The organism is Bosea sp. NBC_00550, assembly GCF_026020075.1.
Classification (GTDB): domain Bacteria; phylum Pseudomonadota; class Alphaproteobacteria; order Rhizobiales; family Beijerinckiaceae; genus Allobosea.
The window spans coordinates 5,393,270-5,418,787 of the sequence record NZ_CP102772.1 but is presented as its reverse complement, the minus strand read 5'-3'; the positions used below and the strand labels follow the sequence as shown (position 1 = coordinate 5,418,787).

Sequence of the window (25,518 nt, the reverse complement as noted above, 5' to 3'; positions counted from 1 at the left end):
CCGCCTCCTCAGCGCACGCGCGGATCGGCCAGCCGGCCGATGATGTCGGTCAGCAGATTGACCGCGATGAAGACGACGCCGACCACCAGCGTGCCGCCGAGCACCGCGTTCATGTCGGCATTGAGCAGGGCGTTGGTGAGATAGCGGCCGAGCCCCGGCCAAGCGAAGATCGTCTCGGTCAGCACCGAGCCTTCGAGCAGGTGCATGTAGGACAGCGCGATCACGGTGAAGAGCGGCACGGCGGCGTTGCGCAGGGCGTGGCGCCAGATCACCGCCGTTTCGGAGACGCCCTTCACGCGGGCGGCGACGACATATTGCTGCTGCAGCTCGCTGATCATGAAGCTGCGGGTCATGCGGCTGATATAGGCGACGGAGAGCAGGCCGAGGACGAGCGCCGGCAAGATCAGATGCGAGAAGGCATCCCAGAAGGCTTCCCATTCGCCTTCCAGTGCCGCGTCGATGAGGATCACGCCGGTGCGGGTGGTGACGATGTCCTGCCAGACCACGGAGATGCGGCCGGGCCCCGCGACCCAGCCGAGCTTGGCGTAGAACAGCAGGAGCGCCATCAGGCCGATCCAGAAGACCGGCACGGAATAGCCGACGAGGCCGACGACGCGGGCCACCTGATCCTGCCAGCGCCCCTGATTGACCGCCGCGAGGATGCCGAGCGGCACGCCGATCAGCACGCCGATCACCGTCCCCAGCGTGGCGAGCTCCAGCGTCGCCGGGAAGACGCGCCTGATGTCCTCGGTGACCGGATTCGAGGTCAGCACGGAGGTGCCGAGGTTCCCGGTGAAGACCTTGCCGATATAGATGGCGAATTGCTGCCAGAGCGGCTTGTCGAGGCCGAGATCGATGCGTGCCGCCTCATAGGTCTCGGGGCGGGCATTGTCGCCGACGACGGCGAGCACCGGGTCGATCGGGATGACGCGGGCGATGAAGAAGGTGACGAGCAGCAGGCCGAACATGGTGATGGCCACGGTCGTCAGCTCGCGGGAGAGCACACGAGCCCAACGGCGCAGCGCGCCGGCGGCCGATGATTTGCGGACGGGAGTTTGCGTCACGGCCGTCATGACCCGCCTCCGTTTCTTGTGGTTGCCAGGGCGCTTCGGGCAGCGACGGGGCGCGAAGCAGGAGCGGGCCGGGACAGGGCATGGCGAAGGCGCCCGCCGCGGCTTTGGCGCCGCAGCGGGTCTCCCACCCCTGACAGGACTCAGTTCTTGACGATGGTCGCGTAGAAGTTGGTGTCCGAGCTCGGTCCGATGACCCAGCCGTTCACGTTCTTGCGCTCGGCCGAGACCTCGATCTGCTGGAACATGATGACGAAGGGCGAGACCTTCTGGTGGTCGCGCTGCAGCGCCTCATAGGTGGTCGTGCGCTTGGCGGCGTCGGATTCCAGCACCGCGCCCTGCGTGACCTTGGTCATGTCCGGGATGTCCCAGGCATTGCGCCAGGCCAGCGTCTTCGACTTCGCCTCCTCGCCGTTGTCCTCGTTGATGGCGAAGGTCTCGGCATTGGTGTGCGGGTCGAGATAGTCCGGACCCCACTGGCCGATATAGATGTCATGGGTGCGCGCGCGGTACTTGGTCAGGGTCTGCTTGCCGTCGCCCGGGATGATCTCGAGCTTGACGCCAGCCTGGGCCCAGGTCGCCTGGATCGCTTGGGCGATGTCGGTGATCGGCGCCACGGAGCGGGTATCCATGGTGACGGTGAAGCCGTTGGCGAGACCGGCCTTGGCCAGGAGTTCCTTCGCCTTGGCGACGTCGAGCTTGTACGGCTTGTCCGAGATCGCCCCGAGGAAGCCCTGCGGCAGGAAGGATTCGTGGCCCTTATAGGTGCCCTCGACGATGTTCTTCTCGATCGAGCCGTAATCGACCAGCAGCTTCAGCGCCTCGCGCACCTCGGGCTTGGCGAGGTTCGGGTTCTTCTGGTTAAGGCCGAGATAGAGGATGTAGCCCTTGTCGCCCTGGACGATCTTGATGGCGTCATTGCTCTTGACCGCCGCGAGCTGGTCCTTGGAGAGGTTGCGGGCAATGTCGATGTCACCCTTCTCCAGCAGCAGGCGCTGCGATGCGGGCTCGGCGACATGGCGGACGACGACGCGCTTGCTCTTCGGCGCGCCCTTGTACCAGCTCTCATTGGCGTCGAGCGTGTATTGCTCGTTCGGCCGGTAACTGCGGACCTTGTAGGCGCCGGAGCCGGCCGAATTGAGCTTCAGCCAGCCATTGCCCCAGTCGCCGTCCTTCTCGTTGGCCTTGACCAGCTTGGTATCGACGATCGAGGCGACGCCCGAGGTCAGGCAGTTGTAGAAGAAGGTCGGAGCGAAAGGCTTGGAGACGGTGATCTGGACGGTGTTCTCGTCGAGCGCCTTGACCTTGTCGAGCACGTTTTCGGCAACGAAACCGAACTGGCGCAGGATGAAGCCTGGCGACTTGTTCAAGGTTACGGCGCGCTGGAAGGAATAGACGACATCGGCGGCGGTCAGCGGGTTCCCGGAGTGAAACTTGACGCCTTTGCGCAGCTTGAAGGTGTAGGTCAGGTTGTCGGGGGTGACGGTCCAGCTCTCGGCCAGTTCCGGGACGAGCGCGTTGTTGTTGGCGATATCGACGCCGATGAGCTTGTCATAGGCGTTGGCACCAACCTCGACGCCGGAGAACTCGAAGGCCTCGGCCGGGTCCAACGTGATGATGTCGTCGATCTGCTTGGCCATGACGACCGTGTCCTTCGGCGTCTGCGCGAAGGCCGCCGTCGTCGTCATCAGCGCGGTAAAGGCCGAAACGGCCATCAACTTGGCTACGTGACGCATCGAATTCCCCGTTGTTCGTATCTGCGGGCTGCCAAACAGCCCATTGCGCGCTATCTGGGACCACTCCGCCGCGACTGTCCAGCCATCGGCGGATCATGCGCACGCCATTGTGCACATCTCTTGGGCAGGTACTGCCCGCGCCGCCGACCCCATCTCCATAACGGCGCTTTGCGCGCGTCTGCCGGCTCGCTAACCTGTCTTCGTCGGCGGTTTCCGCCCTTGCCAGCGTCCAGGAGAGCCGAGCCTTGGCCATCATCGCCGCGCTGAACCACGTTACGCATTACCGCTACGACCGGCCGGTCACGCTGGGGCCGCAGATCATCCGCCTGCGGCCGGCGCCGCATTGCCGCGCCGCGATCCAGAGCTATTCGCTGAAGGTGTCGCCCGCGCAGCATTTCGTGAACTGGCAGCAGGACCCCGCGGGCAACTGGCTGGCGCGCTTCGTCTTTCCCGAGCCGGTCAACGAGTTCCGCATCGAGGTCGACGTCGTCACCGAGCTGTCGATCATCAACCCGTTCGATTTCTTCGTCGAAACCGACGCCGAGACCTTCCCCTTCACCTACACGCAGGAACTGCGCGAGGAGCTTGCCCCCTATCTCGTCACGGAGCCGGTCGGTCCGCTGCTCGAAGCTTTCCTGGCCGAACTGCCGACGGAGCCCGTCAACACGGTCAACTTCGTCGTTGATCTCAATGCGCGGCTGCAGCGCCTGATCGCCTATGGCATCCGCATGGAGCCGGGCGTGCAGGAACCGGAGCACACGCTGTCGATCCGCTCCGGCTCCTGCCGCGATACGAGCTGGCTGCTGGTGCAGGCGCTCAGGAATCTCGGCCTCGCCACCCGTTTCGTCTCCGGCTACCTGATCCAGATGAAGGCCGACATCGATCCGCTGGAAGGGCCGCGCGGAACAGACAAGGACTTCACCGACCTGCATGCCTGGGCGGAGGTTTATATTCCCGGTGCCGGCTGGGTCGGGCTCGATCCGACATCCGGGCTTCTCACCGGCGAAGGCCATCTGCCGCTGGCGGCCACCGCGCATTATCGCGGCGCCGCGCCTGTCAGCGGCGTGGCGAGCTATGCCGAGACCACCTTCGACTTCCACATGAGCGTCGAGCGCGTGCACGAGGTGCCGCGCATCACCCTGCCCTTCTCGGACGAATCCTGGACCGAGCTCGACCGGCTCGGCGAGCGGGTCGAGGCCGATCTTCAGGCGCAGGATGTCCGCCTCACCATGGGCGGCGAACCGACCTTCGTCTCGATCGACGACCAGACCGGCGAAGAGTGGAACATCGACGCCGTCGGACCGACCAAGCGCCAGCGGGCGGACACGCTGATCCGGCGCCTGCGCCAGCGCTTCGCGCCGGGCGGCATGCTGCATTACGGCCAGGGCAAGTGGTATCCGGGCGAGAGCCTGCCGCGCTGGGCCTTCGCCCTGTACTGGCGCCGCGATGGTGAGCCGATCTGGCGCAATGCCGATCTCATCGCCCGCGAGCCGGGCGCACAGACGGGCGGCGATCGCGAACTCGAGACCAAAGCCACCACGCATGACGCCGAGGCCTTGGCCAAGGGCCTATCGGACAAGCTCGGCCTCGGCGCCGACTATGTGCTGCCGGCCTATGAGGACACCGGCCACTGGTTGCTGAAGGAGGCGCAGCTCCCGGACAATGTCGACCCGCTCGATCCGCGCCTGGCCGATCCGGAGGAGCGGGCGCGGATGGCGCAGGTCTTCCAGCTCGGCCTCGGCAATCCGCGTGGCTATGTCATCCCGGTGCAGCGCTGGCAGGCGGCGGCGAGCGACCGGCGCTGGCGCTCCGAGAAGTGGCGGCTGCGCCGCGGCAAGCTGTTCCTCGTGCCGGGCGATTCCCCCGTCGGCTACCGGCTGCCGCTCGGCTCGCTTCCGGTGGTGCCCAAGGCCGAGTATCCGCATATCCATCCGCAGGACCCAATGGAGCCGCGGCAGCCCCTCGCCCCGGCGGGATCATCCGGGCCTGCACCCGCCGCGGGCGCCGGAAGCCCGCCGGCGCCGGCCGCGCCGACGAGCTTCGCCCCGCATCCGCAGATGGTGCGCGCCGTCGAGACCGCAAACGGCTCCGCGCAGGATCGGCGCGAGCAGGAGATCGGCGGCGAGCATGTCCGTACCGCGCTCAGCCTCGAGATCCGCGACAATGTGGTGTGCGTCTTCCTGCCGCCGGTCGAGCAGTTGGAGGATTATCTCGATCTCGTCGCCTCGGTGGAGGCGGTTGCCGAGGAATTGGGCCAGCCCGTCCATATCGAGGGCTATGCCCCGCCCTTCGACCCGCGCCTCAATGTCATCAAGGTCACGCCCGACCCCGGCGTGATCGAGGTCAACATCCACCCGGCGACGGACTGGCGCGACGCCGTCGCGATCACGCAGGGCGTCTATGAGGAGGCGCGGCTTTCGCGGCTCTGCGCCGAGAAGTTCATGGTCGACGGGCGCCATACCGGCACCGGCGGCGGCAACCATGTCGTGCTCGGCGGCGTGACGCCTGCCGATTCGCCCTTCCTGCGCCGGCCGGACCTCCTGAAGAGCATCGTGCTCTACTGGAACCGGCACCCCTCGCTGTCCTATCTGTTCTCGGGCCTGTTCATCGGCCCGACCAGCCAGGCTCCGCGCATCGACGAGGCCCGGCAGGACCAGCTCTACGAGCTGGAGCTCGCGATGGCGCAGGTTCCGAAGGCGGGCGAGACGCCGATCCCGCTCTGGCTGGTCGACCGGCTCTTCCGCAATCTTCTCGTCGACGTCTCCGGCAACACGCACCGCACCGAGATCTGCATCGACAAGCTCTATTCGCCGGACGGGCCGACGGGGCGGCTCGGGCTGATCGAGTTCCGCGGCTTCGAGATGCCGCCGGATTCGCGCATGTCGCTCGCCCAGCAATTGCTGCTGCGGGCGCTGGTCGCCTGGTTCTGGCGCGAGCCGCAGGAGGGCAAGCTGGTGCGCTGGGGCACGGCCCTGCACGACCGCTTCATGCTGCCCGAGATGGTCTGGCGGGATTTCCAGGATGTGCTCGCCGATCTCAAGCGCGCCGGCTACGCCTTCGATCCGGTTTGGTTCGAGGCACAGGCCGAATTCCGCTTCCCCTTCTTCGGCAAGGTCGCGCATGGCGGGGTCGAGATCGAGATCCGGCAGGCGCTCGAGCCCTGGCACGTCATGGGCGAGGAGGGCGCGATCGGCGGCACGGTGCGCTATGTCGATAGCTCGGTGGAACGCCTTCAGGTCAAGGCAAAGGGCTTCGTGCTCGGCCGCCATCTGATCACCTGCAACGGGCGGCGCCTGCCGATGACCGAGACCGGCTCGTCGGGCGAAGCGATCGCGGCCGTGCGCTTCAAGGCCTGGCAGCCGGCCTCGGGCCTGCATCCGACGATCCCCGTGCACGCGCCGCTGACCTTCGACATCGTCGACAGCTGGGTGGGCCGCTCGCTGGGTGGCTGCGTCTATCATGTCGCCCATCCGGGCGGTCGCAATTACGAGACACCGCCTGTGAATTCCTACGAAGCGGAGGCGAGACGGCTCGCACGGTTCGAGGCGATCGGTCATAGTCCCGGCGCTCTGGCGATTCCGTCGGAGGAAAGCAGCGCCGAATTCCCGCTCACGCTGGATCTGAGGCGCTAGAGCAGGCTTTTTCATTGGCGCGAGCTTTATCGTTCGGCGGTTTCCTGCCGGACGGAAAGCGCGCTAGCGGGGGTTAGACCAAGCGGATGGCTGTGCAGAGCCGCACCCGGTCGGGGGGACGCAGCAGAGCCGAGCGGCGCGCCGCGCTGCTCGCCGGCTATCGCCCCTTCCCCGGCGCCTTTGACGAGTTCGTCGATGCAGCCGGCACCGTTCGCCCGCATTGGGAGCCGTTCCTGGCGGAATGGTGCGCGCTGACGCCGGCCGAGCTCTCGCAGCGTTTCGGGCTGGCGGACCGGCATGTCCGCGACACCGGCGTCTCCTACCGCGTCCACGGCGACATCGACGCGAACGACCCGGGCTCCGGCGAGCGCTCATGGCCGCTTTCGCATGTGCCGCTCGTCATCCCCGAAGCGGAATGGCAGGTGATCGCGGCGGGCGTGACGCAGCGCGCGCAACTGCTGTCGACGCTGCTCGACGACATCTACGGACCGGGCGAGCTGATCGCGAACGGCCTGTTGCCTGCCGCCATCGTCACCGGCAGCCCCGACTACCTACGCCCGCTCCACGGTGCGCCGGGGGGCGGCGCGCTTCAGATTTACGCCGCCGATCTTGGACGCGGCCCCGACGGGCGCTGGTGGGTGCTGCAGGACCGGACGCAGGCGCCTTCGGGCGCCGGCTATGCGCTGGAGAACCGGCTGGCGCTTGCCCGCGCCTTCCCTGACATGTTCCGCAGCATGAACATCGAACGGCTGGCGGCCTTCTTCCAGGGTTTACGGGCCGGGCTCGTCGCGCGCTCGAAGCGGGTCGAGCCGCGCATCTGCCTGCTCACACCCGGCCCGCTCAACGAAAGCTATTTCGAGCAGGCCTATCTCGCGCGCTATCTCGGTTTCCTGCTGGTCGAGGGCGGCGACCTGCTGATGCGCGAGGGGCGCGTGCATGTGCGCACCATCGCGGGGCTGAAGCGGGCCGACGTGATCTGGCGGCGGATCGACGGCGATTTCGCCGATCCACTCGAACTCAATGCCCGCTCGGCGCTCGGCGTGGCCGGGCTCGTCGAGGCTGTCAGGCAGGGCCATGTCCATGTCGCCAACGGGCTCGGTTCCGGCGTCGTCGAGGCCCGCGCCCTGATGGGGTTCATGCCGGCCATCGCCGAGCAGCTCACCGGCGAGGAGCTGATCCTGCCGAATGTCGCGACCTGGTGGTGCGGCCAGCCGCAGGAGCGGCAGGCCGTGCTCGACCGGCTCGGTGAAATGAGCGTCGCGCCCGCCTTCCGCAGCGCCGGCGGCGGGTTCGACACGGCCCCGATCCTGGCCGGCGATCTGGCGGCGGCCGAGCGCGACGCGCTGCGCCAGCGCATCGAGGAGCGCGGCATGGACTATGTCGGGCAGGAGGTGGTGCGGCTCTCGACCATGCCGGTCTTCCAGAACGGCCGGCTCGAACCCCACCCGATGACGCTGCGCGTCTTCGCCGCCGCGACGCCGGAAGGCTGGAAGGTGATGCCTGGCGGCTTCTGCCGCATCTCCGACGAGCCCGATGCGCGCGCCGTCAGCATGCGCAACGGCGTGCGTTCCAGCGATGTCTGGATCACCTCGGAGGAGCCCGTCGCGCAGATCAGCCTGCTGCCGACGCCCGATCGCATCAGCATCCGCCGCTTCACCGGCACGCTGCCGAGCCGCGCCGCCGACAATCTGTTCTGGCTCGGGCGCTATCTGGAGCGCGGCGAAGCGGTCCTGCGCCTGGTGCGCGCGCTGCTCGGCAGGCTGATCGACGCGGACCCGGCGCCCGGGCGCAACGATACGGTGCGGCAGCTCGGGAGCATGCTCGTCGCCTGGGGCGCGGCAGCCGGCGGACAGGGCCAGAGGAATCCGGCCGCCCAGGCCTATGCGGCGCTCTACAGCCTCGACGACTATGGTTCCGCCGCAGCCTCGGTGCGCGAGGCGAGGCGCACGGCCTCGGTGATCCGGGAACGGCTCTCGGTCGATGCCTGGCGGCTGTTCGGCGATCTGCAGCGCCAGCTCCTTCCCGAGGAAGGGCGCAAGCCGAGCGAAGGCGAGACCTACGAGATCGCCGATCGGGCGCTGAAGACGCTCGCCGCCTTCTCCGGCCTCAGCCAGGAGAACATGGTGCGCGGTCCCGGCTGGCGCTTCCTCGACATCGGCCGGCGTCTGGAGCGCGGCGTCGCGACCTGCCGCTTCGCCCGGCAGTTCGCCGACAGCCATGCGTCGGGCGACAGCCTCGACGCCCTGCTCGACCTGACGGATTCGCAGATCACCTACCGCTCGCGCTACCTGCTCGGCGCCAGCCTGCAGCCGGTGCTCGATCTGGTGATGCTCGACCCCTATAATCCGCGCTCTGTCGCGTTCCAGGTCGAGCGGCTCGACGCCGAGATCGCCGACCTGCCGACGCTCGCCGATGACGGCATGCTGGAAGCGCCGCGCCGGCTGGTGCTGCGCCTCGCCGCCGATTGCCGCACCACCGAGGCGGGGCGCCTCGACCGGACCAGCATCCTGCTGTTCGAGCAACTGCTGATGGGTCTCTCCAGCGCCATCGCCGACCGCTATTTCCTGCAGAACAGCGGGCCCGAGGGCTCGCGGATGACGGGCATCGCGTGATCTACGATCTCCGCCACGTCACCACCTATGGCTACAGCCGGCAGGTGCCCTTCGCTCGCTGCATCATGCGGCTGCTGCCGCATGACGGCGGCGGCCAGATCGTGCGCAAGGCCGAGCTCTCGATCTCGCCCAGGCCGGCGGAGCGCAACGACGGCATCTGCTTCTTCGGCAACCGGATGACGGCTGTCACCATCACCAAGCCCCACCGGGAATTGAAGGTGGAGATGCGTGCCCGGATCGAGGTTCAGCGGCCGACACCACCGCATGCCGGCCTGACGCGCGGCTGGGAAGAGGTCGCCAGGCTGGCGCTGGCGTCTAGCAGCCTCGCTCCGGTTTCGCCGGCCCATCATCTTTATCCGAGCCGGCTCGTACCCCAGGTTCAGGCGGTGATCGCCTATGCCGATGAAAGCTTCGGCGGAAAGCGGCCGGTGCTCGAAGCCGCCTGCGAGCTGATGGCGCGGATCCGGCGCGACTTCACCTATGATCCGGAGGCGACCGAGGTCACCACGCCCATCGCCGAGGCCTTCGCCCAGCGGCACGGCGTCTGCCAGGACTTCGCCCATATCATGATCGGCGGCCTGCGGGGTCTGGGCCTGCCTGCCGCCTATGTCAGCGGCTATATCCGCACCATCCCGCCGCCCGGGGAAAAGCGGCTGGAAGGCTCCGATGCCAGCCATGCCTGGGTGATGCTCTGGTGCGGCCCGGAAACCGGCTGGATCGGACTCGACCCGACCAACGACCTGATCGTCGCGGACGACCATATCGTCACCGCCATCGGCCGGGACTATGCCGATGTGGCTCCGCTCGACGGCGTCGTGATCGGCCCCGGTTCGCAGAAGATCGGCATCGCAGTGGATGTGATCCCGGTCGGCTGAGCGCTCAGGCGGCCTTGTCCGCCGAGGCCGCCTGCGGCGTCCGGGCATGAGCCTCGCCCCAGATCTTCAACCCCATGATGACCGGCTCTAGCGTGCGCCCTTTGGCGAAAAGGCTGTATTCGACGCGCGGCGGCACCTCGGGATAGACGACCCGTACGATCAGCCCGTCCGCTTCGAGCTCGCGCAATTGCGTCGTCAGCATGCGCTGTGTCACGCCGGGAATGCGCCGCCGTATCTCGTTGAAGCGAAGTGTTCCGCCCATCAGGTGATAGAGCGCGATGCCCTTCCATTTGCCGCCAATCAGGCCGAGCGCCGCCTCGACCGGGCAGCCGGCGGAGCGATAAGGCTCCTGGAAACGGGGCGGCATGACGGTATCCTTTTCGACACTATAGGCTGAAATTGTGCGTTCTTGCGCCCGTCGATGGTTATGCGCATTTCGCCGCTATCGCAACGCAGGAGAGACGCCATGCGCGCCGTCGGATACCGCCAATCGCAGCCCATCATCGCCGAGACCAGCCTGATCGATCTCGACCTGCCCGAGCCGGTGGCCGGCGGGCGCGACCTGCTGGTCGAGGTCAAGGCGGTCTCGGTCAATCCGGTCGACACCAAGATGCGGGTCCGCAGCCAGCCGGCAGAGGGAGCGGTGAATGTGCTCGGCTGGGATGCGGCTGGTATCGTCAAGGCATTAGGCCCGCAGGTGACCGGTTTCAAGCCGGGCGACGCCGTGTTCTATGCCGGCGCGATCGACCGGCCCGGCTCGAATGCCGAATTCCACCTCGTCGACGAACGCATCGTCGGCCCCAAGCCGAAGACACTGAGCTTCGCGGAGGCCGCGGCGCTGCCGCTCACCGCCATCACCGCCTGGGAAATGCTGTTCGACCGGCTCGACATCCGCAAGCCGGTGCCGGGCGCGGGCCATGCGCTCCTGATCATCGGCGGAGCCGGTGGCGTCGGCTCGGCCGCGATCCAGCTCGCGCGCAAGCTCACCGACGTCACGGTGATCGCGACCGCGTCACGTCCTGAGACACAGAGCTGGGCACAGCAGCTCGGCGCGCATCATGTGATCGACCACACGAAGCCGCTGCCGGCGCAGATCGCAGCGCTCGGCATCGGGGCGCCGGCTTTCGTCTTCTCGACGACGCATACCGACGCGCATCTCGCCGGAATCGTCGAACTGCTGGCACCGCAGGGACGGCTCGGCCTGATCGACGATCCGAAGGCGCTCGACGCCAACTCGCTGAAGCGCAAGAGCCTGTCACTGCACTGGGAGCTGATGTTCACCCGCTCGCTGTTCAAGACTGCGGATATGGACGAGCAGGGCAAGCTGCTGGCAGAGGTGTCGCGCCTCGTCGATGACGGCACGATCCGGACCACGCTCGCCGAGCATTTCGGCCCGATCAACGCCGCCAATCTCAAGCGGGCGCACGCGCTGATCGAGAGCAATCGCGCCAAGGGCAAGATCGTGCTGGAAGGTTTCTGAGAGAGCCGGCCGCGCGACCGACCGTCACGCGATCAGGGCAGCGCAGGCACTGGCACAAGACCGGCAGGCCGCGACACAGGAGTCCATGCCGCCGACGCGCTCGCAGTCGGCGGCGCAGGCCCCGCAGACCTCCACGCATTCGCTCGCCAGATGGCGGCCATGGACCGAGTCCATCAGCAGCAGATGCGCCGTGGTGCGGCAGATTTCGACGCAGGCCAGCATCAATGTGAGATGCCCGCGCTCGGCATGGGCGCCGCCGACGGCGAGACAATGCGTCGTCGCCATGCTGTGGCAGTGCTTGTAGCAGTCGAGCGCGAGGTCGGCGGCGTTGCGCGTCTTCGGGTCGAGGTGGTGCATGTCGCGGCTCCGATCGGGAAGGGTTCCCGATCAACTGCCGCGACAGCCCCCTGTTCCGGCGCTCAGGCCAGCGTGTAGGCCGTCTTGACCGTGGTGTAGAACTCCTTGGCGTAGGCGCCCTGCTCGCGCGAGCCGTAGCTGGAGCCCTTCCGGCCGCCGAACGGCACATGGTAATCGACGCCCGCGGTCGGCAGGTTGACCATCACCATGCCCGCCTCGCTGTTGCGCTTGAAGTGTGTCGCATACTTCAACGAGGTCGTGCAGATGCCCGAGGAAAGGCCGAACTCGGTGTCGTTGGCGAGGCTGAGCGCTTCCTCGTAATCCTTGACGCGAACGATGTTGGCGACAGGGCCGAAGACCTCCTCGCGCGAGATGCGCATGGCGTTGGTGGTCTCGGTGAACAGCGCCGGCTGCAGATAGAAGCCGGGGGTGTCGCGCTTCAGGAGTTCGCCGCCGAAGACCAGCTTGCCGCCCTCGTCCTTGGCGATCTGGATGTATTTCAGGTCCTGGTCGAGCTGGCTCTGGTCGACGACCGGGCCGATATGGGTGCCGCTCTTCAACGCATCGTCGACGACGACGCCCTTCAGCCGCTCGATGCAGGCCTCGACGAACTTGTCATGGATGCCAGCCTGCACGATCAGGCGCGAGGAGGCGGTGCAGCGCTGGCCGGTGGAGAAGAAGGCGCCGTTGACCGCGACTTCCACCGCCGTCTTGAGATCGGCGTCATCGAGCACGACAAGCGGGTTCTTGCCGCCCATCTCGAGCTGGACTTTCTTCATCGGGTTTCCGGCGATGCAGGCAGCGGCGACCTTGCGGCCGGTCGCGACAGAGCCGGTGAAGGAGATCGCCTGCACGTCCTTGTGCTCGAGCAGCGCCTGGCCGACGACCGAGCCGCGCCCCATGACGAGGTTGAGCGCGCCCTTCGGCAGGCCGGCACGCTGGATGATGTCGACCAGCGCCCAGGCCGAGCCCGGCACCAGATCGGCCGGCTTGATGACGACGCAGTTGCCCCAGGCGAGAGCCGGCGCGATCTTCCAGGCCGGGATCGCGATCGGGAAGTTCCAGGGCGTGATCATGCCGACGATGCCGACCGGCTCACGCGTAATTTCGACGCCGACGCCGGGACGCACCGAGGGCACGGCCTCGCCGCCGAGCCGCAGGCATTCGCCGGCGAAGAAGGCGAAGACCTGGCCGGCGCGGGTGGCTTCACCGATGCCCTCGGCAAGGGTCTTGCCCTCCTCGCGCGAGAGCAGGCGGCCGAGCTCGTCCTTGCGGGCGAGTATCTCGTCCGAGGCCTTCTTCAGGATCTCGTAGCGTTCCTGCGGGGTCGTGCGGCTCCAGGACGGGAAAGCTGCCTTTGCAGCGGCCACCGCATTGTTCAGGTCCTCGACCGAGCCCTGGGCATACTCGCCGACGACGTCGTTGGTGTCGGAGGGGTTGATGTTGCGCGAGGCGTTGGATGCACCGGCCCATTCGCCGGCGATGAGGTTCTTGAAGGGCGCGTTCATCTCGTTCTCCCACGAAACTGGCTCGTGGCAGGGTGTTAGCGCCTTTGAGCCGTGAAGGCCAATGCCGCCCCGTCAAGCGCCCACCCGCTGGCCGCATCGCCGGGGCGGGCAAAAAGGCTGTGCGCCCTACTTCTCCTTGATCGACAACCCGTTCTTGCCGACCGAGATCTCCACGCCGTCAGGCTGCTTCTTTTCCTGGTAGAGCGAATAGCCGGTCACGGCGAGGGCGGCGACAAGGACGACGACGAGGACGACCAGCAGATTGCGCGAAGCGAGCATGAAGTTTCCTTGAAGAAGCGGCCGAGCGGCAGCGCCCTCCAAACGTCGGCCGCAGGACAATGTTCCGCGAAGGGGAACGTTGCTACGCCGCCGGCGTTCCCATTCGGCGCGGGCCGTGGAATAATCGCGCGCTGGAGGGAGCGATGGCCGAGACCGAACTGCAAGAGAGAATCTGGACGGCGCTGGCCGCGCATCCCGTCTACATGGTCTCGCTGCTGGCCGAGAACGACATCAAGACGCGGCCGATGTCGGGGCATCTCGACCGCGATCACCATCGGCTGCTCTTCATCAGCCACCGCCACACCGGCATCGTCGGGGCAGCGCTCCGCTCGCCCTCCGTCTCGATCGCGATCAGCCACGAGGACCGGAACTTCTATGCCGCGATCTCGTGCTCGGCCTCCGAGGTGCCCAGCCGGGAGACGCTGCGCCAGCTCTGGACGCCGATGGCCAGCGCCTGGTTCCCCAACGGCCCGGACGACCCCGACGCTACGCTGCTGGCGCTGACGCCGATCTCGGCCGAGATCTGGGACGGCCCTTCGAGCAGCGTGCTGGTCGCCTTCAAGCTGGCGACGGCGAAAATCCTGGGCCGTACGCCCGATCTCGGCGTCAACGCAACCATCGACATGCGCTGAACCCGACCGCGGGGGGGGTCAGGCCGGGTCGGAGGCCGCCATCTTGCGGCCGAGCCAGGCGATCGCGATGCTCGACCAGGCGATGCCGAGGCACCAGCCGCCGATGACATCTGTCGGCCAGTGAACGCCGAGATAGATCCGGCTCAGGCCGATCAGCACGATCATCACCCACGCCAAAACGATGCACAGGCGCTTGATGTCCTCGCGGCGCGAGGCGAGGCCGACGAAGCCTGCGATGCTGAGCAGCGTCACCGCCGAAAGAAAGGCGTGCCCGCTCGGGAAGCTGGCGGTGAAGGTCAGCGCAGCGTGGGTGACGACATCGGGGCGCTCGCGCCCGATCGCGATCTTCAGGCCGTTGCTGGCCAGCAGGGCCGCGAGCAGGCTGACGACAAGGCCGATAGCGAGGTGGCGGAAGCCGCACAGCCAGAGCGCCAGCGTCGCCGTCGTCGCCATGAAGAACAGGCCGACGAAGCTGCCGAGCGCGGTCATGTCCCGTACAGCTTCCTGGAACCAGGCCGGGCCGATCGGCATTGCCGGATTGGCCGGATCGCGGAACAGCATGATCAACCTGGTGTCGAAGGCGAAGCTGCGGTCCGACGCGATGAAGGCGGCGAGACCGAGAAACGCCAACGCCGCCGCGACCGGCACGAGGACGCGCGGCTGCCACCAGGACGACGATGCCCAGGACAAGGCGTGCGCAGGCTCAGACATAGTGGCTTTCACTCCGGAGGCTGGTCGGCCGCGCAGCAATGACGGTCAACGCCCGGGGTAGCAAGCCATAGGCCAACGGGCCGACCTTGCGCTCCACTTCGCCGTCGAAGGTGATGTGCCCGCGCCGCTTGTCGCGGCGGGCGAGCGTCACGGCGTTGCCCGTGAACGAGCTCAGATTCTGCGAGGAGCGCCAGCGACCGGAGGCGACGGACAAAGCCGCCTTGCTGCGCGAATAGAGGCCACCGGCATTCAGTACATGAACCTCGAAGATACCGCCATCGAGCTTATCGCGCCGCCACTCGGACCCGTCGAAGCGGTTGACGGTGACCAGCACCGCATCGGCCTCGACGACGTGGCTCTCCTCGCCGACGGCGATCTCGACCGTGATCGGGCGGGTGAACAGGATCGAGCGTGTCGCGGCCACACCGAAGGCGGCGGCCCGGCTGAACGGGAAGCGGCGGCGCGCATATTCGCGCTCGCGGGCCATGAGACTGAAGAACCCCATGCCGGAGATCGAATGGAAGAGCCGGTCGTTGACCCGGCCCACATCCATCGCCACGGGCTCGCCATGGCAGAGCGCCTCGACCTGCTGCTCCAGCGAGCCGAACAGGCCGAGATCGCGGCCGAGCACGTTGACGGTCCCCATCGGAAGAATGCCGACAGGGCGATCCGCCTGAATCAGAATGGGCAAGGCACCGTTGATCGTGCCGTCGCCACCGGCGAGGACCGGTATCGACTGGTCCTTCTCGATCGCGAGGGACAGTGCGCTACCGATCTCGCGCGGCGAGACCAGCTTGACCTCCGCATGGCAGCTATGAGCGGCGAAGGCCGCCTGAAGACGCGCCGCAAAAGCATCCGCCCCGGCCTCCAGGACCGCTCCGGCGCGAGCGTTGACGACAACGGTGTGACGCATGGTGCAGGCGAAGATAGGCGCCTGCCCCGCGGACACAAGGGCAGCCCTATGCCGCCGCCGGGTGGGCGTCGAACTGCGCCGGCATTGGACGCCTCAACGGCATCGGCGTTTCCTGGACCTCTTCGGTGATCACCTCGAAACGCTGCAGCGTGTGGCTGCCGAAGGAGCTGATCATCGCCACGTCTGTCGCGTCGCGGCCGCGCGCGATGACGATGCGGCCGATGCGCGGCTCGTTGTGGCGGGCGTCGAAGGTGTACCAGCGCCCGCCAAGGAAGACCTCGAACCAGGCGTTGAAGTCCATCGGCGCCGGATCGGGCGGCACGCCGATATCGCCGAGATAGCCGTTGCAGTAGCGCGCCGGGATGTTCATGCAGCGGCAGAGCGCGACCGCAAGATGGGCGAAATCTCGGCAGACGCCGATCCGCTCCTCGAACGCCTCGGCCGCCGTGCGCGTGTTGCGGGCGAAATGATAGCCGAAAGTCAGGTGATTATGGACGAAGTCCACGATCGCCTGCACGCGCTGCCAGCCCGGCTGGACCTGGCCGAACAGGGACCAGGCCTGCCCGAAGAGCTTGTCGGTTTCGCAGTAGCGGCTGCCAAGCAGATAGACGAGCACATCATCGGGCAGGCGCGAGGGCTGCACTTCGCGCGCGGCCGGATTGACGGGATCCACCTCGCCGGAATCATGCATGACGCCTTCCGACTCCAAGCGGATGCCGCCGGGCGGCGCGACCATGCGCCGGCAGATATTGCCGAAGGCGTCGAGATGCTGAGTGACAGTGATCGGAAGCGACTGATCGGCGAGCGCGCTCACCCGCATCTCGTCGGGCATGGTCAGATCGTGGCGCCGCGACGGATGAACGTCCAGCAGCGTCACCAACGGCATCTCATGAGCGCAAACCAACTCGATCCGATAGCCATAACGGATGCGCATCTCGGTCTCTCCTGATGTGAGGGACGGCTACATCGCGACAGCGTCACAGCAGCTCATCGGGTCTCGAATTCCCCCACGCAAAAGACGCGCTGGGGCGGGCTCGGGTTCCCAGGTTCAGGCGAAAAAACGCGACGCCGGGTCGCCTTCACGGCCGATAAAAGGCCCCGTCAAAAAAGAAGATGCGGGCCTTTCGGCCCGCATCCCGCCGCCACGGCGGTTCGGCTGGGGGGATAGCAACCGCCGCGACCTGCGTCTGGCAGCCGCTACATCATCCAGTAGGGCATCGTGCCGTAATAGTCGTGGACACGCTTGCCGTAAGCCTTGTCCTCCCAGTCGGGCTCGCCCTCGCTGTCGTACATCGGGGCGGCTTCGAGCTTTTCCTTGGTGAGAGGCACGACGTAGCCGCCGCGCTGCGGGTCATAGTCGAGAACGCTCCACGGGATCGGATGGTACTTTTCGCCAAGCCCGAGAAAGCCGCCAAAGGACATGATGGCGTAGGCGACCTTGCCGGTCTGCTTGTCGAGCATCACGTCGTAGATTTCGCCGAGATGGTCGCCACCCGCATTGTAGACGTCGGTGCCTGCGACGCGGGCGCCGGCAATCAGCGGATTGGACGTCGTGGTGGACGTGGTGGACATCGTCATGTCGGTTCCTCCAAGTGGTCGGAGCGCACATCGCTGCAGCGCTGAAACTTGCCTTCTCAACGTCTCGCCGATGCGAAAGGTTCCGGCATTTTTCGGCGAGTTTCTGTGCAATCCTCCTGCAGCGAACGTCCTGCTCTTAGCTCTTACGGGCGCGGTCCCCGCGCGCGCCGGGAACCTTTGCCCGCGTGACGGGTTTGGGGTTCCGAAGTTCGATCGCCGTTTTGTGAAGAAGAGGAACAGGCAGCATGAAAAAGTTCATGGTCATCGTGGGTCTCGCCGCCGCCATCGGCGCCTGCACCCCGCGTGAACAGAATGCGGGCACTGGTGCTCTGATCGGCGCAGGCGCAGGCGCCATCATCGGCGGCGCAGCGACGGGCCGGGCGGGCGGCGCCCTGGCAGGCGCGGCCATCGGCGGCGCGAGCGGTGCGCTCATTGGCGGCGCGGCGACGCGTCAGACCTGCTACGGCCGCGACGAGTGGGGCCGGCGCTTCGCTTACGAGTGCTGAACTATTTCCCGATCGCCTGAAGGGAAGGCTCGCCAATCCGGCGGGCCTTTTTTCTTTCGAGGAGGGTCTGCTGCTGCGAGCGTCTCAGACCTGTCCATAGGGGCCGAAACGCCCGACGAAACGATGGCGGAAGCCCGGATAGAGCAGGCGCACGGCGGTGACCGGCTGCGCCTGGTTCCAGGTGCGACGCTCGACCAGCAGGCAGGGTTCGCCGACCGTGACATCCAGCAAGGCCGCCTCCTCGGGCCCCGCTCCGACGGCGCTGATCGCATGCTCCGCCTGCGACCAGAGGCTGTGCCGGAGCAGCCAGTCGCCGGGCGGCGTTTCGGCGAAGTCTTCCTCGGCCACTCCCGGGATGCCGGCGGCGTGGATGATGCGCTCCTCCAGCACATGCGGTTTTCCGCCGGCGCGATGCAGCACGACGAGGTGAGCTACCTTGTCGGAACGCTTCAACCCGAACCGCTCCGCGACCTCGGACGAAGGACGCCCATCTTCACGCGAGAGCACGTCGTAGGCATAGGCCTGGCCAAGCTGGCTCACCTCCTCCGGGATCGAGAGGATGTCGAGCATGGCGTGGCTCGCCGGAGGGCTCGCGACGATGGTTCCCGAGCGGCGCCGACGCACGATGAGCCCCTCGCGCGCCAGCTGCACCAAAGCGCGGTGCACGGTCATCCGCGAGGCGCCGAGCTGTTCCATCAGGGCATGTTCGGGCGGCACGCTGGTGCCGGGTGGCCATTCCCCGCTGAGCACGAGATCGCGGATCGCGCGCCGGATCTGGTCGTAGACCGGCCCGGCGCCGTCCAGTTTCACCGCGTCGAGCCGGGTCTCGGTCATCGTGCTTCCTAAGCTGCCGCGAGCAGGCGCCGCATCACGCCGGCAAAGCGCGCACGCACCGAATCGCGGGCGGTATGCCGACCCTCGGTCACTACCCTCCTGCCACCGACGACGACATCGCGCAAAGGCAGGGCGTTGGCGGCGAAGATCGCGCTGTCGAGCGCCTCCGCGCCAGACTTCCCGACGATGGCGGGGTGATCGACATCGAGCGTGATGAAGTCGGCACGGCAGCCCTGTGCGATCGCGCCGATCGCGCGGCCGCAGGCCTGCGCGCCGCCGGCGCACGCCGCCTGCCAGAGCGCGACACCCGTCGAGGCGCCCTCCTCGGCGTAGAGCGCGCGGCGGCGATCACGCAGGCGCTGCGAATATTCGAGCTGCCGCAATTCCGCACCGGCATCGATCTGGATGTTGGAATCGCTGCCGACCCCGAACGCACCGCCCGCATCGCGGTAGCGGACACCGTCAAAGATTCCGTCGCCGAGGCTCGATTCGGTGATCGGGCACAGGCCGGCCACCGCACCGCTGCGAGCAATGCCGTCGCGCTCGGCATCGGTCAGATGGGTGGCGTGGATCAGGCACCAGCGGCGGTCGAGCGGGATCGTGTCGATCAGCAGTTCGACTGGGCGCTTGCCCATGATCTTCACGCTGTCGTCGACCTCGCGCATCTGCTCGGCGATGTGGATATGCACCGGCTCGCCTGGCCGGAGCGAGGAAACCCAGCCGAGATCGTCGAGCGCGACCGCGCGCAGCGAATGCGGCGCGACGCCGAGCCGCGCATCCGGCAGATCCCGAATAGCCGCCGCGCTGCCCTCCAGCAGGCGCTGGTAAGACTCGCGATCGTTGACGAAGCGGCGCTGGCCGTGGACCGAAGGCGCCTCACCGAAATTGCCGAAGCGATAGAGCACCGGCAGCAGGGTAAGGCCGAGCCCGGTTTCAGCGGCGGCTGCGGCGACCGCCTGCCCCATCGCCGCGATGTTAGCGTAAGGGCGCCCATCCTTGTCGTGGTGGAGGTAGTGGAATTCGGCGAGTGCCGTGAAGCCGCCTTCGAGCATCTCGACGAAAGCCTGCGCGGCGATGGCCTGCACGTCATCGGGATCGAGCCGGTCGAGGAAGCGATACATCACCTCGCGCCAGGTCCAGAAGGAATCCTCCGGCGCGCCGCGCTGCTCGGACAGGCCCGCCATGCCGCGCTGGAAGGCGTGGCTGTGGAGGTTCGGCATGCCCGGCAGCGCCATTGCGGCGAAGCTATGCCCTGCATCCACCGGCGCGGCGCCAGGCTCGACGGCCGTGATGACGCCGCCTTCGATGGTGATTTTCACATTGCTGGCAAAGCCTTGTGGCAGAAGCGCCTCGGCCAGATGCAGGGTTTTGGTCACGCCATCGCTCCATGGATTAATTGCATATGCAATTAAGCACTTGCCATTTGCATATGCAATTAGATAGCATATTCGAAATCGAAGGATAGCGGGGAGGATGCGACGTGGCGAAGGCGCCGGGCGAAACGCTGGCTTGCGACAAGCTCTGGACGAATGCGTGGCTGGCGACGATGTCACCCACGGCCGGCGCACCCTACGGCGCCATCGAGGATGGCGTGATCGCAGCCAGCGACGGGCGCATCGTCCATGCCGGCCCGCGCTCGGAGGCGCCGGCCTTCGCGGCGGCCGAGACGATCGATTGCGCGGGACGCTGGATCACGCCCGGGCTGATCGATTGCCACACCCATCTCGTCTATGGCGGCGACCGCGCGCATGAGTTCGAACTGCGCCTGCAGGGCGCGACCTATGAGGAGATCGCACGCGCCGGCGGCGGCATCCTCTCCACGGTCACCGCGACCCGCAATGCGAGCGAGGACGAGCTTTTCGCATCGGCCGACCGGCGCCTTGCCGCGCTGATCGCCGAGGGCATCACCACCGTCGAGATCAAATCCGGTTACGGGCTGGAGCAGGCCGCCGAGCTGAAGCAGCTTCGTGTCGCACGCCGGATCGGCCGCGAGCGGCCGGTGACGGTGCGCACGACATTCCTCGGCGCCCACGCCGTGCCGCCGGAGTACAAAGGCCGCTCGGGCAACTACACCGCGCTCGTTGCCGGGCCGATGCTCGATGCCGTCGCAGCCGAGGGGCTGGCCGATGCGGTCGACGCCTTCTGCGAGGGCATCGCCTTCTCGCCCGACGAAACCCGCCAGGTCTTCGCCGCCGCCAAGGCCAAGGGCCTCGCGATCAAGGTCCATGCCGAGCAGCTCTCCAACCTCAACGGCGCCAAGCTCGCCGCCGAGATGGGTGCGCTCTCCGCCGACCATCTCGAATATCTCGACGAGGCCGGGGTCGAAGCGATGGCCAAGGCCGGCACGGTCGCGGTCGTGTTGCCCGGCGCCTTCTATTTCCTGCGCGAGACGCAAGTGCCGCCGATCGCGCTGCTGCGGAAGCACGGCGTCGCCATCGCGCTCGCGACCGATGCCAATCCCGGTTCCTCGCCGCTGACCTCGCCGCTGCTCGTGCTGAACATGGCCTGCACCCTCTTCCGCATGACGCCGGAGGAAGCGCTAGCCGGCCTGACCCGCCACGCCGCCAAGGCGCTCGGCCTGCAGGACGAAATCGGCACGCTGGAGGCCGGCAAGCGCTGCGACCTCGCGATCTGGGACATCGAACGCCCGGCCGAGCTCGCCTACCGCATCGGTTTCAACCCGCTTCACACCCGCATCTGGAACGGACAATGACGACGCTTTCCCTGATCCCCGGCGCCGCCGGCCTCACCGACTGGCGTGCCATCCTCGACGGCGCCGTCGCTTCGCTCGCCGGAGACAGCGCCGCCTCCATCGCGTCGGGACAGAAGATCGTCGAGGAGATCGTCGCGGCCGGCACCGTGACCTATGGCGTCAACACCGGCTTCGGCAAGCTCGCCAGCGTTCGCATCGCAGATGCCGACCTCGCCACGCTCCAGCGCAACCTCATTCTCTCGCACGCAGTCGGCACCGGCCCCGCCTTGCCCGACGGCGTCGTGCGCCTGCTGCTGGCAATGAAGGCGGCGAGCCTGGCGCGCGGCGCCTCCGGCGTGCGGCCGGTCGTGGTCGAGGCGCTGGTCGCCGCGCTCAAGGCCGATGCCCTGCCGGTCATCCCCGCCAAGGGCTCGGTCGGCGCCTCCGGCGACCTCGCCCCGCTCGCCCATATGACCGCAGCCCTGATGGGCGTCGGCGAGGTCAGGCTGAAGGGCGAGACGCTGCCCGCCGCCGAGGCGCTGAAGCGCGCCGGCCTGGCGCCGCTGACGCTCGGCGCCAAGGAAGGGCTCGCGCTCATCAACGGCACGCAGGTTTCGACGACACTCGCGCTGACCGGCCTTGCCGCCATCACCCGCGTCTTCGACGCGGCGCTGGTGGCCGGCGCACTTTCGGTCGATGCGCTGAAGGGCTCGGACACACCGTTCGATCCGCGCATCCAGAGCCTGCGCGGCCAGCCGGGCCAGATCAAGGTCGCCAGGATCCTGCTCGAGCTCATTGCCGGCAGCGCGATCCGCGAGAGCCACCGCCATGGCGACAGCAAGGTGCAGGATCCCTACTCGCTGCGCTGCCAGCCACAGGTGATGGGCGCGGTTCACGGCCTGCTGGGGAGCGTCGCGGCGACGCTCGGGATCGAGGCCAACGCCGTCACCGACAACCCGCTGGTGCTCGGGCCGGGAGAAATCGTCTCGGGCGGCAATTTCCACGCCGAGCCTGTCGCCTTCGCCGCCGACATGTTGGCGATGGGCGTCTGCGAAATCGGCAACCTCTCCGAGCGGCGCATGGCGCTGCTGGTCGACCCCGTCATGAGCGGGCTGCCGCCCTTCCTCGCCCGCGACGCCGGATTGAATTCCGGCTTCATGATCGCGCAGGTCACGGCCGCGGCCCTAGCCTCCGAGAACAAGCAGAAGGCCTATCCGGCTTCGGTCGACACCATCCCGACCTCCGCCAACCAGGAAGACCACGTCTCGATGGCAACGCATGGCGCCTTCCGCCTGATCGACATGGCTCGCAATGCCGCGAGCATCATCGGCGTCGAGCTGATGGCGGCTGCGGAAGCGATCGAACACCACCGGCCGCTCAAGACCAGCGCACGACTGGAGCCGGTGCTGACGCTGCTACGCGAGAAGATCGCCCCGCTGACCGAGGATCGCTACCTTGCGCCAGACCTCGCTGCGGCAACCGAGTTCGTTCTCTCAGGCGCCGTCGGCAAGGCGGCCGGCCTCGACAGCTTCGCGGAGTTCGGGGCGTGAGTGCGGACGTTGTCGCGGTCACGCGAGGCTCCTCCCCGCTCATCCTCTCCATGCCGCATCCCGGCACGGCGCTGCCGCCGGAGGTCGGAGCGGCGCTGAACGAGCGCGGCCGGCAGGTCGAGGACACTGACTGGCATATGCGCCAGCTCTACGGCTTCGCAGATCGTTTCGCGCCCACCGTCGTCGAAGCGCAGCTCTCGCGCTTCGTGATCGACCTCAACCGCGACCCCGCCGGCGTCTCGCTCTATCCGGGGCAGGCGACGACCGAGCTCGTGCCGGGCACGACCTTCGACGGCGCGCCGATCTGGCTGATGACACCGGACGCCGCCGAGATCGAGCGGCGCAAGGCTGCCTATTTCCAGCCCTATCATCAGGCGCTCGCTGCCGAGATCGACCGGGTGAAGGCCGAGCACGGGTACTGCCTGCTCTGGGACTGCCACTCGATCAAGTCGGAGATTTCGCGCCTGTTCGAGGGCACGCTGCCGACGCTGAACCTCGGCACCAATTCCGGCGAGAGCGCCGCCCATTCGGTCGAGGCGGCAGCCGTCGCCGCCATGGCGGGCCACCCCTTCACGCAGATCGTCAACGGCCGCTTCAAGGGCGGCTGGATCACGCGCCATTACGGGCGCCCGCATAGCCGCGTGCACGCGCTGCAGATGGAAATCGCGCTCTCGGCCTATCTCACCGAAGAGGCCGCTCCCTGGACCTTCGACGCGCCGAAGGCCGCCCTGCTTCAGACCGCCTTATCCGCCACCATCGAAGCCGCCCTCGGCGCGGCCGCTGCCCTCGAACGGAGCCGCTCATGACCCGCCTCGACAACACCCGCACCATCCGCGCCGCGACCGGCACCGACCTCACTGCCAAGAGCTGGCTGACCGAAGCGCCGCTGCGCATGCTGATGAACAATCTCGACCCCGACGTCGCCGAGAACCCGCATGAGCTCGTCGTTTATGGCGGTATCGGCCGGGCCGCGCGCAGCTGGGAGGATTTCGACCGCATCGTCGCGACGCTGCGCCAGCTCGAAGCGGACGAGACGCTGCTCGTCCAGTCCGGCAAGCCGGTCGGCGTCTTCCGCACGCACAAGGATGCGCCGCGCGTGCTGATCGCCAATTCCAACCTCGTGCCGCATTGGGCGAACTGGGACCATTTCAACGAGCTCGATAAGAAGGGGCTCGCGATGTACGGCCAGATGACGGCCGGTTCCTGGATCTATATCGGGACGCAGGGCATCGTGCAGGGCACCTACGAGACCTTCGTCGAGGCGGGGCGCCAGCACTACAATGGCAGCCTCAAGGGCAAATGGGTGCTGACCGGCGGGCTCGGCGGCATGGGCGGCGCGCAGCCGCTGGCGGCGGTGATGGCCGGCGCCTCCTGCCTCGCCGTCGAGTGCAACCCGGACTCGATCGATTTCCGCCTGCGCACCCGCTACCTCGACGAAAAGGCTGGGACGCTCGACGAGGCGCTCGAGATGATCGCCCGTTGGACCAAGGCCGGCGAGGCGAAGTCAGTCGGACTGCTCGGCAACTGCGCCGAGATCCTGCCCGAGATGGTTCGCCGCGGCATCCGGCCCGACATGGTCACCGACCAGACATCGGCCCACGACCCCGTCAACGGCTACCTGCCGAAGGGCTGGACCATGGGCGAGTGGAAGCAGCGGCGCGAGGGCAACCCCAAGGCGGTCGAGAAGGCGGCGCGCGCCTCGATGCGTGAGCATGTCGAGGCGATGATCGCCTTCCAGGACATGGGCATCCCGACCTTCGACTATGGCAACAATATCCGCCAGGTCGCCAAGGAGGAGGGGCTGGAGAACGCCTTCGCCTTCCCCGGCTTCGTGCCGGCCTATATCCGCCCGCTGTTCTGCCGTGGCGTCGGCCCCTTCCGCTGGGCCGCGCTGTCGGGCGATCCGGAGGACATCTACAAGACCGACGCCAAGGTGAAGGAGCTGACCCCCGGCAACACGCATCTGCACAACTGGCTCGACATGGCGCGCGAGCGCATCGCCTTCCAGGGTGTGCCGGCGCGCATCTGCTGGGTCGGCCTCGGCGACCGCCACCGGCTGGGTCTCGCCTTCAACGAGATGGTCCGGAACGGCGAGCTCAAGGCCCCGGTCGTGATCGGCCGCGACCATCTCGACTCCGGCTCGGTCGCCTCGCCGAACCGCGAGACGGAAGCGATGAAGGACGGTTCGGATGCCGTCTCCGATTGGCCGCTGCTCAACGCCCTGCTCAACACGGCGTCGGGCGCGACCTGGGTCTCGCTGCACCATGGCGGCGGCGTCGGCATGGGCTTCTCGCAGCATTCGGGCGTCGTCATCTGCGCGGATGGCACGGACGATGCCGCCGCCCGCCTCGGGCGTGTGCTGTGGAACGACCCCGCGACCGGCGTGATGCGCCATGCCGATGCCGGCTACGACATCGCGCTGGATTGCGCCCGCGAGAAGGGGCTGAACCTGCCGGGGATTCTGGGCTGAGCCAGCCTCGCTGTCATTCAGGGGCGGCGCATCAGCGCCGAACCCGGAACCCAGAACCGAGACCGGTTTTCCCGTGAGCTCGG

22 protein-coding genes are annotated in these 25,518 nt (G+C 67.5%); 10 read left to right on the top strand and 12 right to left on the bottom strand.

Translation table 11 applies throughout. The annotated features are described in order from the left end of the window. Window positions 1–8 precede the first annotated feature (8 nt). Complete coding sequence (locus tag NWE53_RS25750; RefSeq protein ID WP_265052136.1) at window positions 9–1,073, bottom strand: ABC transporter permease; 1,065 nt, start codon at window positions 1,071–1,073, stop codon at window positions 9–11. Window positions 1,074–1,213: 140 nt separating this feature from the next. Then, window positions 1,214–2,806, bottom strand: a complete 1,593-nt coding sequence (locus NWE53_RS25745; protein ID WP_265052135.1) for an ABC transporter substrate-binding protein — start codon at window positions 2,804–2,806, stop codon at window positions 1,214–1,216. 245 nt (window positions 2,807–3,051) lie between these two features. On the opposite strand from NWE53_RS25745, the gene NWE53_RS25740 reads away from it, so the two are divergent. From NWE53_RS25740 to NWE53_RS25730, 3 genes are all read left to right on the top strand, one after another. After that, complete coding sequence (locus tag NWE53_RS25740) at window positions 3,052–6,438, top strand: transglutaminase family protein (RefSeq protein ID WP_265052134.1); 3,387 nt, start codon at window positions 3,052–3,054, stop codon at window positions 6,436–6,438. Between the two features lie 86 nt (window positions 6,439–6,524). After that, window positions 6,525–9,050 (top strand): circularly permuted type 2 ATP-grasp protein, encoded by a 2,526-nt coding sequence (locus tag NWE53_RS25735; protein ID WP_265052133.1) that lies wholly within the window; start codon window positions 6,525–6,527, stop codon window positions 9,048–9,050. Beyond that, window positions 9,047–9,925, top strand: coding sequence for a transglutaminase family protein (locus tag NWE53_RS25730; RefSeq protein WP_265052132.1), 879 nt, complete (start codon window positions 9,047–9,049; stop codon window positions 9,923–9,925). The genes NWE53_RS25735 and NWE53_RS25730 overlap by 4 nt, the downstream gene beginning before the upstream one ends. Before the next feature lie 4 nt (window positions 9,926–9,929). Here NWE53_RS25730 and NWE53_RS25725 read toward each other — a convergent pair whose 3' ends face one another. After that, complete coding sequence (locus tag NWE53_RS25725) at window positions 9,930–10,292, bottom strand: winged helix-turn-helix transcriptional regulator (protein ID WP_265052131.1); 363 nt, start codon at window positions 10,290–10,292, stop codon at window positions 9,930–9,932. Window positions 10,293–10,391: 99 nt separating this feature from the next. Here NWE53_RS25725 and NWE53_RS25720 point away from each other — a divergent pair, with 99 nt between their 5' ends. Then, a complete protein-coding gene (locus NWE53_RS25720) occupies window positions 10,392–11,405 on the top strand; it encodes a zinc-binding alcohol dehydrogenase family protein (RefSeq protein ID WP_265052130.1) in 1,014 nt (337 codons plus the stop codon). Window positions 11,406–11,429: 24 nt separating this feature from the next. On the opposite strand, the gene NWE53_RS25715 is transcribed toward NWE53_RS25720, so the two are convergent. The 3 genes from NWE53_RS25715 to NWE53_RS25705 form a co-directional block, all read right to left on the bottom strand. Continuing rightward, on the bottom strand, window positions 11,430–11,762 hold the full coding sequence (locus NWE53_RS25715; RefSeq protein ID WP_265052129.1) for a four-helix bundle copper-binding protein: 333 nt from the start codon (window positions 11,760–11,762) through the stop codon (window positions 11,430–11,432). Between the two features lie 62 nt (window positions 11,763–11,824). Continuing rightward, window positions 11,825–13,270, bottom strand: coding sequence for an aldehyde dehydrogenase family protein (locus NWE53_RS25710; protein ID WP_265052128.1), 1,446 nt, complete (start codon window positions 13,268–13,270; stop codon window positions 11,825–11,827). 126 nt (window positions 13,271–13,396) lie between these two features. Then, on the bottom strand, window positions 13,397–13,549 hold the full coding sequence (locus NWE53_RS25705) for a hypothetical protein (RefSeq protein WP_265052127.1): 153 nt from the start codon (window positions 13,547–13,549) through the stop codon (window positions 13,397–13,399). Between the two features lie 143 nt (window positions 13,550–13,692). Between NWE53_RS25705 and NWE53_RS25700 the strand changes: the two genes are divergently transcribed. Further along, the gene (locus NWE53_RS25700; protein ID WP_265052126.1) at window positions 13,693–14,181 is read left to right on the top strand and encodes a pyridoxamine 5'-phosphate oxidase family protein; all 489 of its coding nucleotides are present in this window, start codon (window positions 13,693–13,695) and stop codon (window positions 14,179–14,181) included. An 18-nt stretch (window positions 14,182–14,199) separates the two neighbouring features. On the opposite strand, the gene NWE53_RS25695 is transcribed toward NWE53_RS25700, so the two are convergent. The 4 genes from NWE53_RS25695 to NWE53_RS25680 all read right to left on the bottom strand — a co-directional run bounded on the left by NWE53_RS25695 (window position 14,200) and on the right by NWE53_RS25680 (window position 17,383). Then, window positions 14,200–14,892, bottom strand: a complete 693-nt coding sequence (locus NWE53_RS25695) for a phosphatase PAP2 family protein (RefSeq protein ID WP_265052125.1) — start codon at window positions 14,890–14,892, stop codon at window positions 14,200–14,202. After that, window positions 14,885–15,805, bottom strand: coding sequence for a diacylglycerol/lipid kinase family protein (locus NWE53_RS25690; RefSeq protein ID WP_265052124.1), 921 nt, complete (start codon window positions 15,803–15,805; stop codon window positions 14,885–14,887). The genes NWE53_RS25695 and NWE53_RS25690 overlap by 8 nt, the downstream gene beginning before the upstream one ends. Window positions 15,806–15,851: 46 nt before the next feature. Beyond that, complete coding sequence (locus tag NWE53_RS25685) at window positions 15,852–16,739, bottom strand: transglutaminase-like domain-containing protein (protein WP_265052123.1); 888 nt, start codon at window positions 16,737–16,739, stop codon at window positions 15,852–15,854. Between the two features lie 263 nt (window positions 16,740–17,002). Further along, window positions 17,003–17,383: a PRC-barrel domain-containing protein gene (locus NWE53_RS25680; protein ID WP_320109537.1), complete on the bottom strand. Its 381-nt coding sequence runs from the start codon at window positions 17,381–17,383 to the stop codon at window positions 17,003–17,005. Window positions 17,384–17,628: 245 nt separating this feature from the next. On the opposite strand from NWE53_RS25680, the gene NWE53_RS25675 reads away from it, so the two are divergent. After that, the gene (locus tag NWE53_RS25675) at window positions 17,629–17,889 is read left to right on the top strand and encodes a glycine zipper domain-containing protein (RefSeq protein ID WP_265052122.1); all 261 of its coding nucleotides are present in this window, start codon (window positions 17,629–17,631) and stop codon (window positions 17,887–17,889) included. An 84-nt stretch (window positions 17,890–17,973) separates the two neighbouring features. Here the strand turns inward: NWE53_RS25675 and hutC are convergent, their stop codons facing one another. Both hutC and NWE53_RS25665 read right to left on the bottom strand, forming a co-directional pair. Then, the gene (gene hutC, locus NWE53_RS25670; RefSeq protein WP_265052121.1) at window positions 17,974–18,723 is read right to left on the bottom strand and encodes a histidine utilization repressor; all 750 of its coding nucleotides are present in this window, start codon (window positions 18,721–18,723) and stop codon (window positions 17,974–17,976) included. 8 nt (window positions 18,724–18,731) lie between these two features. Continuing rightward, on the bottom strand, window positions 18,732–20,099 hold the full coding sequence (locus NWE53_RS25665; RefSeq protein WP_265052120.1) for a formimidoylglutamate deiminase: 1,368 nt from the start codon (window positions 20,097–20,099) through the stop codon (window positions 18,732–18,734). A 170-nt stretch (window positions 20,100–20,269) separates the two neighbouring features. Here NWE53_RS25665 and hutI point away from each other — a divergent pair, with 170 nt between their 5' ends. The 4 genes from hutI to hutU are packed head-to-tail and all read left to right on the top strand — an operon-like array spanning window position 20,270 to window position 25,435. After that, window positions 20,270–21,436: an imidazolonepropionase gene (gene hutI / locus NWE53_RS25660; protein ID WP_265055025.1), complete on the top strand. Its 1,167-nt coding sequence runs from the start codon at window positions 20,270–20,272 to the stop codon at window positions 21,434–21,436. Next, window positions 21,433–22,965: a histidine ammonia-lyase gene (gene hutH, locus NWE53_RS25655; protein WP_265052119.1), complete on the top strand. Its 1,533-nt coding sequence runs from the start codon at window positions 21,433–21,435 to the stop codon at window positions 22,963–22,965. Before hutI ends, hutH begins: the two co-directional genes overlap by 4 nt. Next, window positions 22,962–23,771 (top strand): N-formylglutamate deformylase, encoded by an 810-nt coding sequence (gene hutG, locus NWE53_RS25650; protein ID WP_265052118.1) that lies wholly within the window; start codon window positions 22,962–22,964, stop codon window positions 23,769–23,771. The genes hutH and hutG overlap by 4 nt, the downstream gene beginning before the upstream one ends. Continuing rightward, on the top strand, window positions 23,768–25,435 hold the full coding sequence (gene hutU, locus NWE53_RS25645) for a urocanate hydratase (protein ID WP_265052117.1): 1,668 nt from the start codon (window positions 23,768–23,770) through the stop codon (window positions 25,433–25,435). The genes hutG and hutU overlap by 4 nt, the downstream gene beginning before the upstream one ends. Window positions 25,436–25,518: the final 83 nt, after the last annotated feature.

Bases quoted from the DNA above. Each gene is read 5' to 3' on its own strand.
- NWE53_RS25745 (WP_265052135.1), bottom strand. From the start codon at position 2,806: ATGCGTCACGTAGCCAAGTTGATGGCCGTTTCGGCCTTTACCGCGCTG.
- NWE53_RS25720 (WP_265052130.1), top strand. From the start codon at position 10,392: ATGCGCGCCGTCGGATACCGCCAATCGCAGCCCATCATCGCCGAGACC.
- NWE53_RS25695 (WP_265052125.1), bottom strand. From the start codon at position 14,892: ATGTCTGAGCCTGCGCACGCCTTGTCCTGGGCATCGTCGTCCTGGTGG.
- hutH (WP_265052119.1), top strand. From the start codon at position 21,433: ATGACGACGCTTTCCCTGATCCCCGGCGCCGCCGGCCTCACCGACTGG.
- NWE53_RS25680 (WP_320109537.1), bottom strand. From the start codon at position 17,383: ATGACGATGTCCACCACGTCCACCACGACGTCCAATCCGCTGATTGCC.
- hutC (WP_265052121.1), bottom strand. From the start codon at position 18,723: ATGACCGAGACCCGGCTCGACGCGGTGAAACTGGACGGCGCCGGGCCG.
- NWE53_RS25705 (WP_265052127.1), bottom strand. From the start codon at position 13,549: ATGCTCGCTTCGCGCAATCTGCTGGTCGTCCTCGTCGTCGTCCTTGTC.
- hutU (WP_265052117.1), top strand. From the start codon at position 23,768: ATGACCCGCCTCGACAACACCCGCACCATCCGCGCCGCGACCGGCACC.
- NWE53_RS25675 (WP_265052122.1), top strand. From the start codon at position 17,629: ATGAAAAAGTTCATGGTCATCGTGGGTCTCGCCGCCGCCATCGGCGCC.
- hutI (WP_265055025.1), top strand. From the start codon at position 20,270: ATGTCACCCACGGCCGGCGCACCCTACGGCGCCATCGAGGATGGCGTG.
- NWE53_RS25710 (WP_265052128.1), bottom strand. From the start codon at position 13,270: ATGAACGCGCCCTTCAAGAACCTCATCGCCGGCGAATGGGCCGGTGCA.
- NWE53_RS25725 (WP_265052131.1), bottom strand. From the start codon at position 10,292: ATGCCGCCCCGTTTCCAGGAGCCTTATCGCTCCGCCGGCTGCCCGGTC.
- NWE53_RS25735 (WP_265052133.1), top strand. From the start codon at position 6,525: ATGGCTGTGCAGAGCCGCACCCGGTCGGGGGGACGCAGCAGAGCCGAG.
- NWE53_RS25685 (WP_265052123.1), bottom strand. From the start codon at position 16,739: ATGCGCATCCGTTATGGCTATCGGATCGAGTTGGTTTGCGCTCATGAG.
- NWE53_RS25690 (WP_265052124.1), bottom strand. From the start codon at position 15,805: ATGCGTCACACCGTTGTCGTCAACGCTCGCGCCGGAGCGGTCCTGGAG.
- NWE53_RS25700 (WP_265052126.1), top strand. From the start codon at position 13,693: ATGGCCGAGACCGAACTGCAAGAGAGAATCTGGACGGCGCTGGCCGCG.
- NWE53_RS25715 (WP_265052129.1), bottom strand. From the start codon at position 11,762: ATGCACCACCTCGACCCGAAGACGCGCAACGCCGCCGACCTCGCGCTC.
- NWE53_RS25750 (WP_265052136.1), bottom strand. From the start codon at position 1,073: ATGACGGCCGTGACGCAAACTCCCGTCCGCAAATCATCGGCCGCCGGC.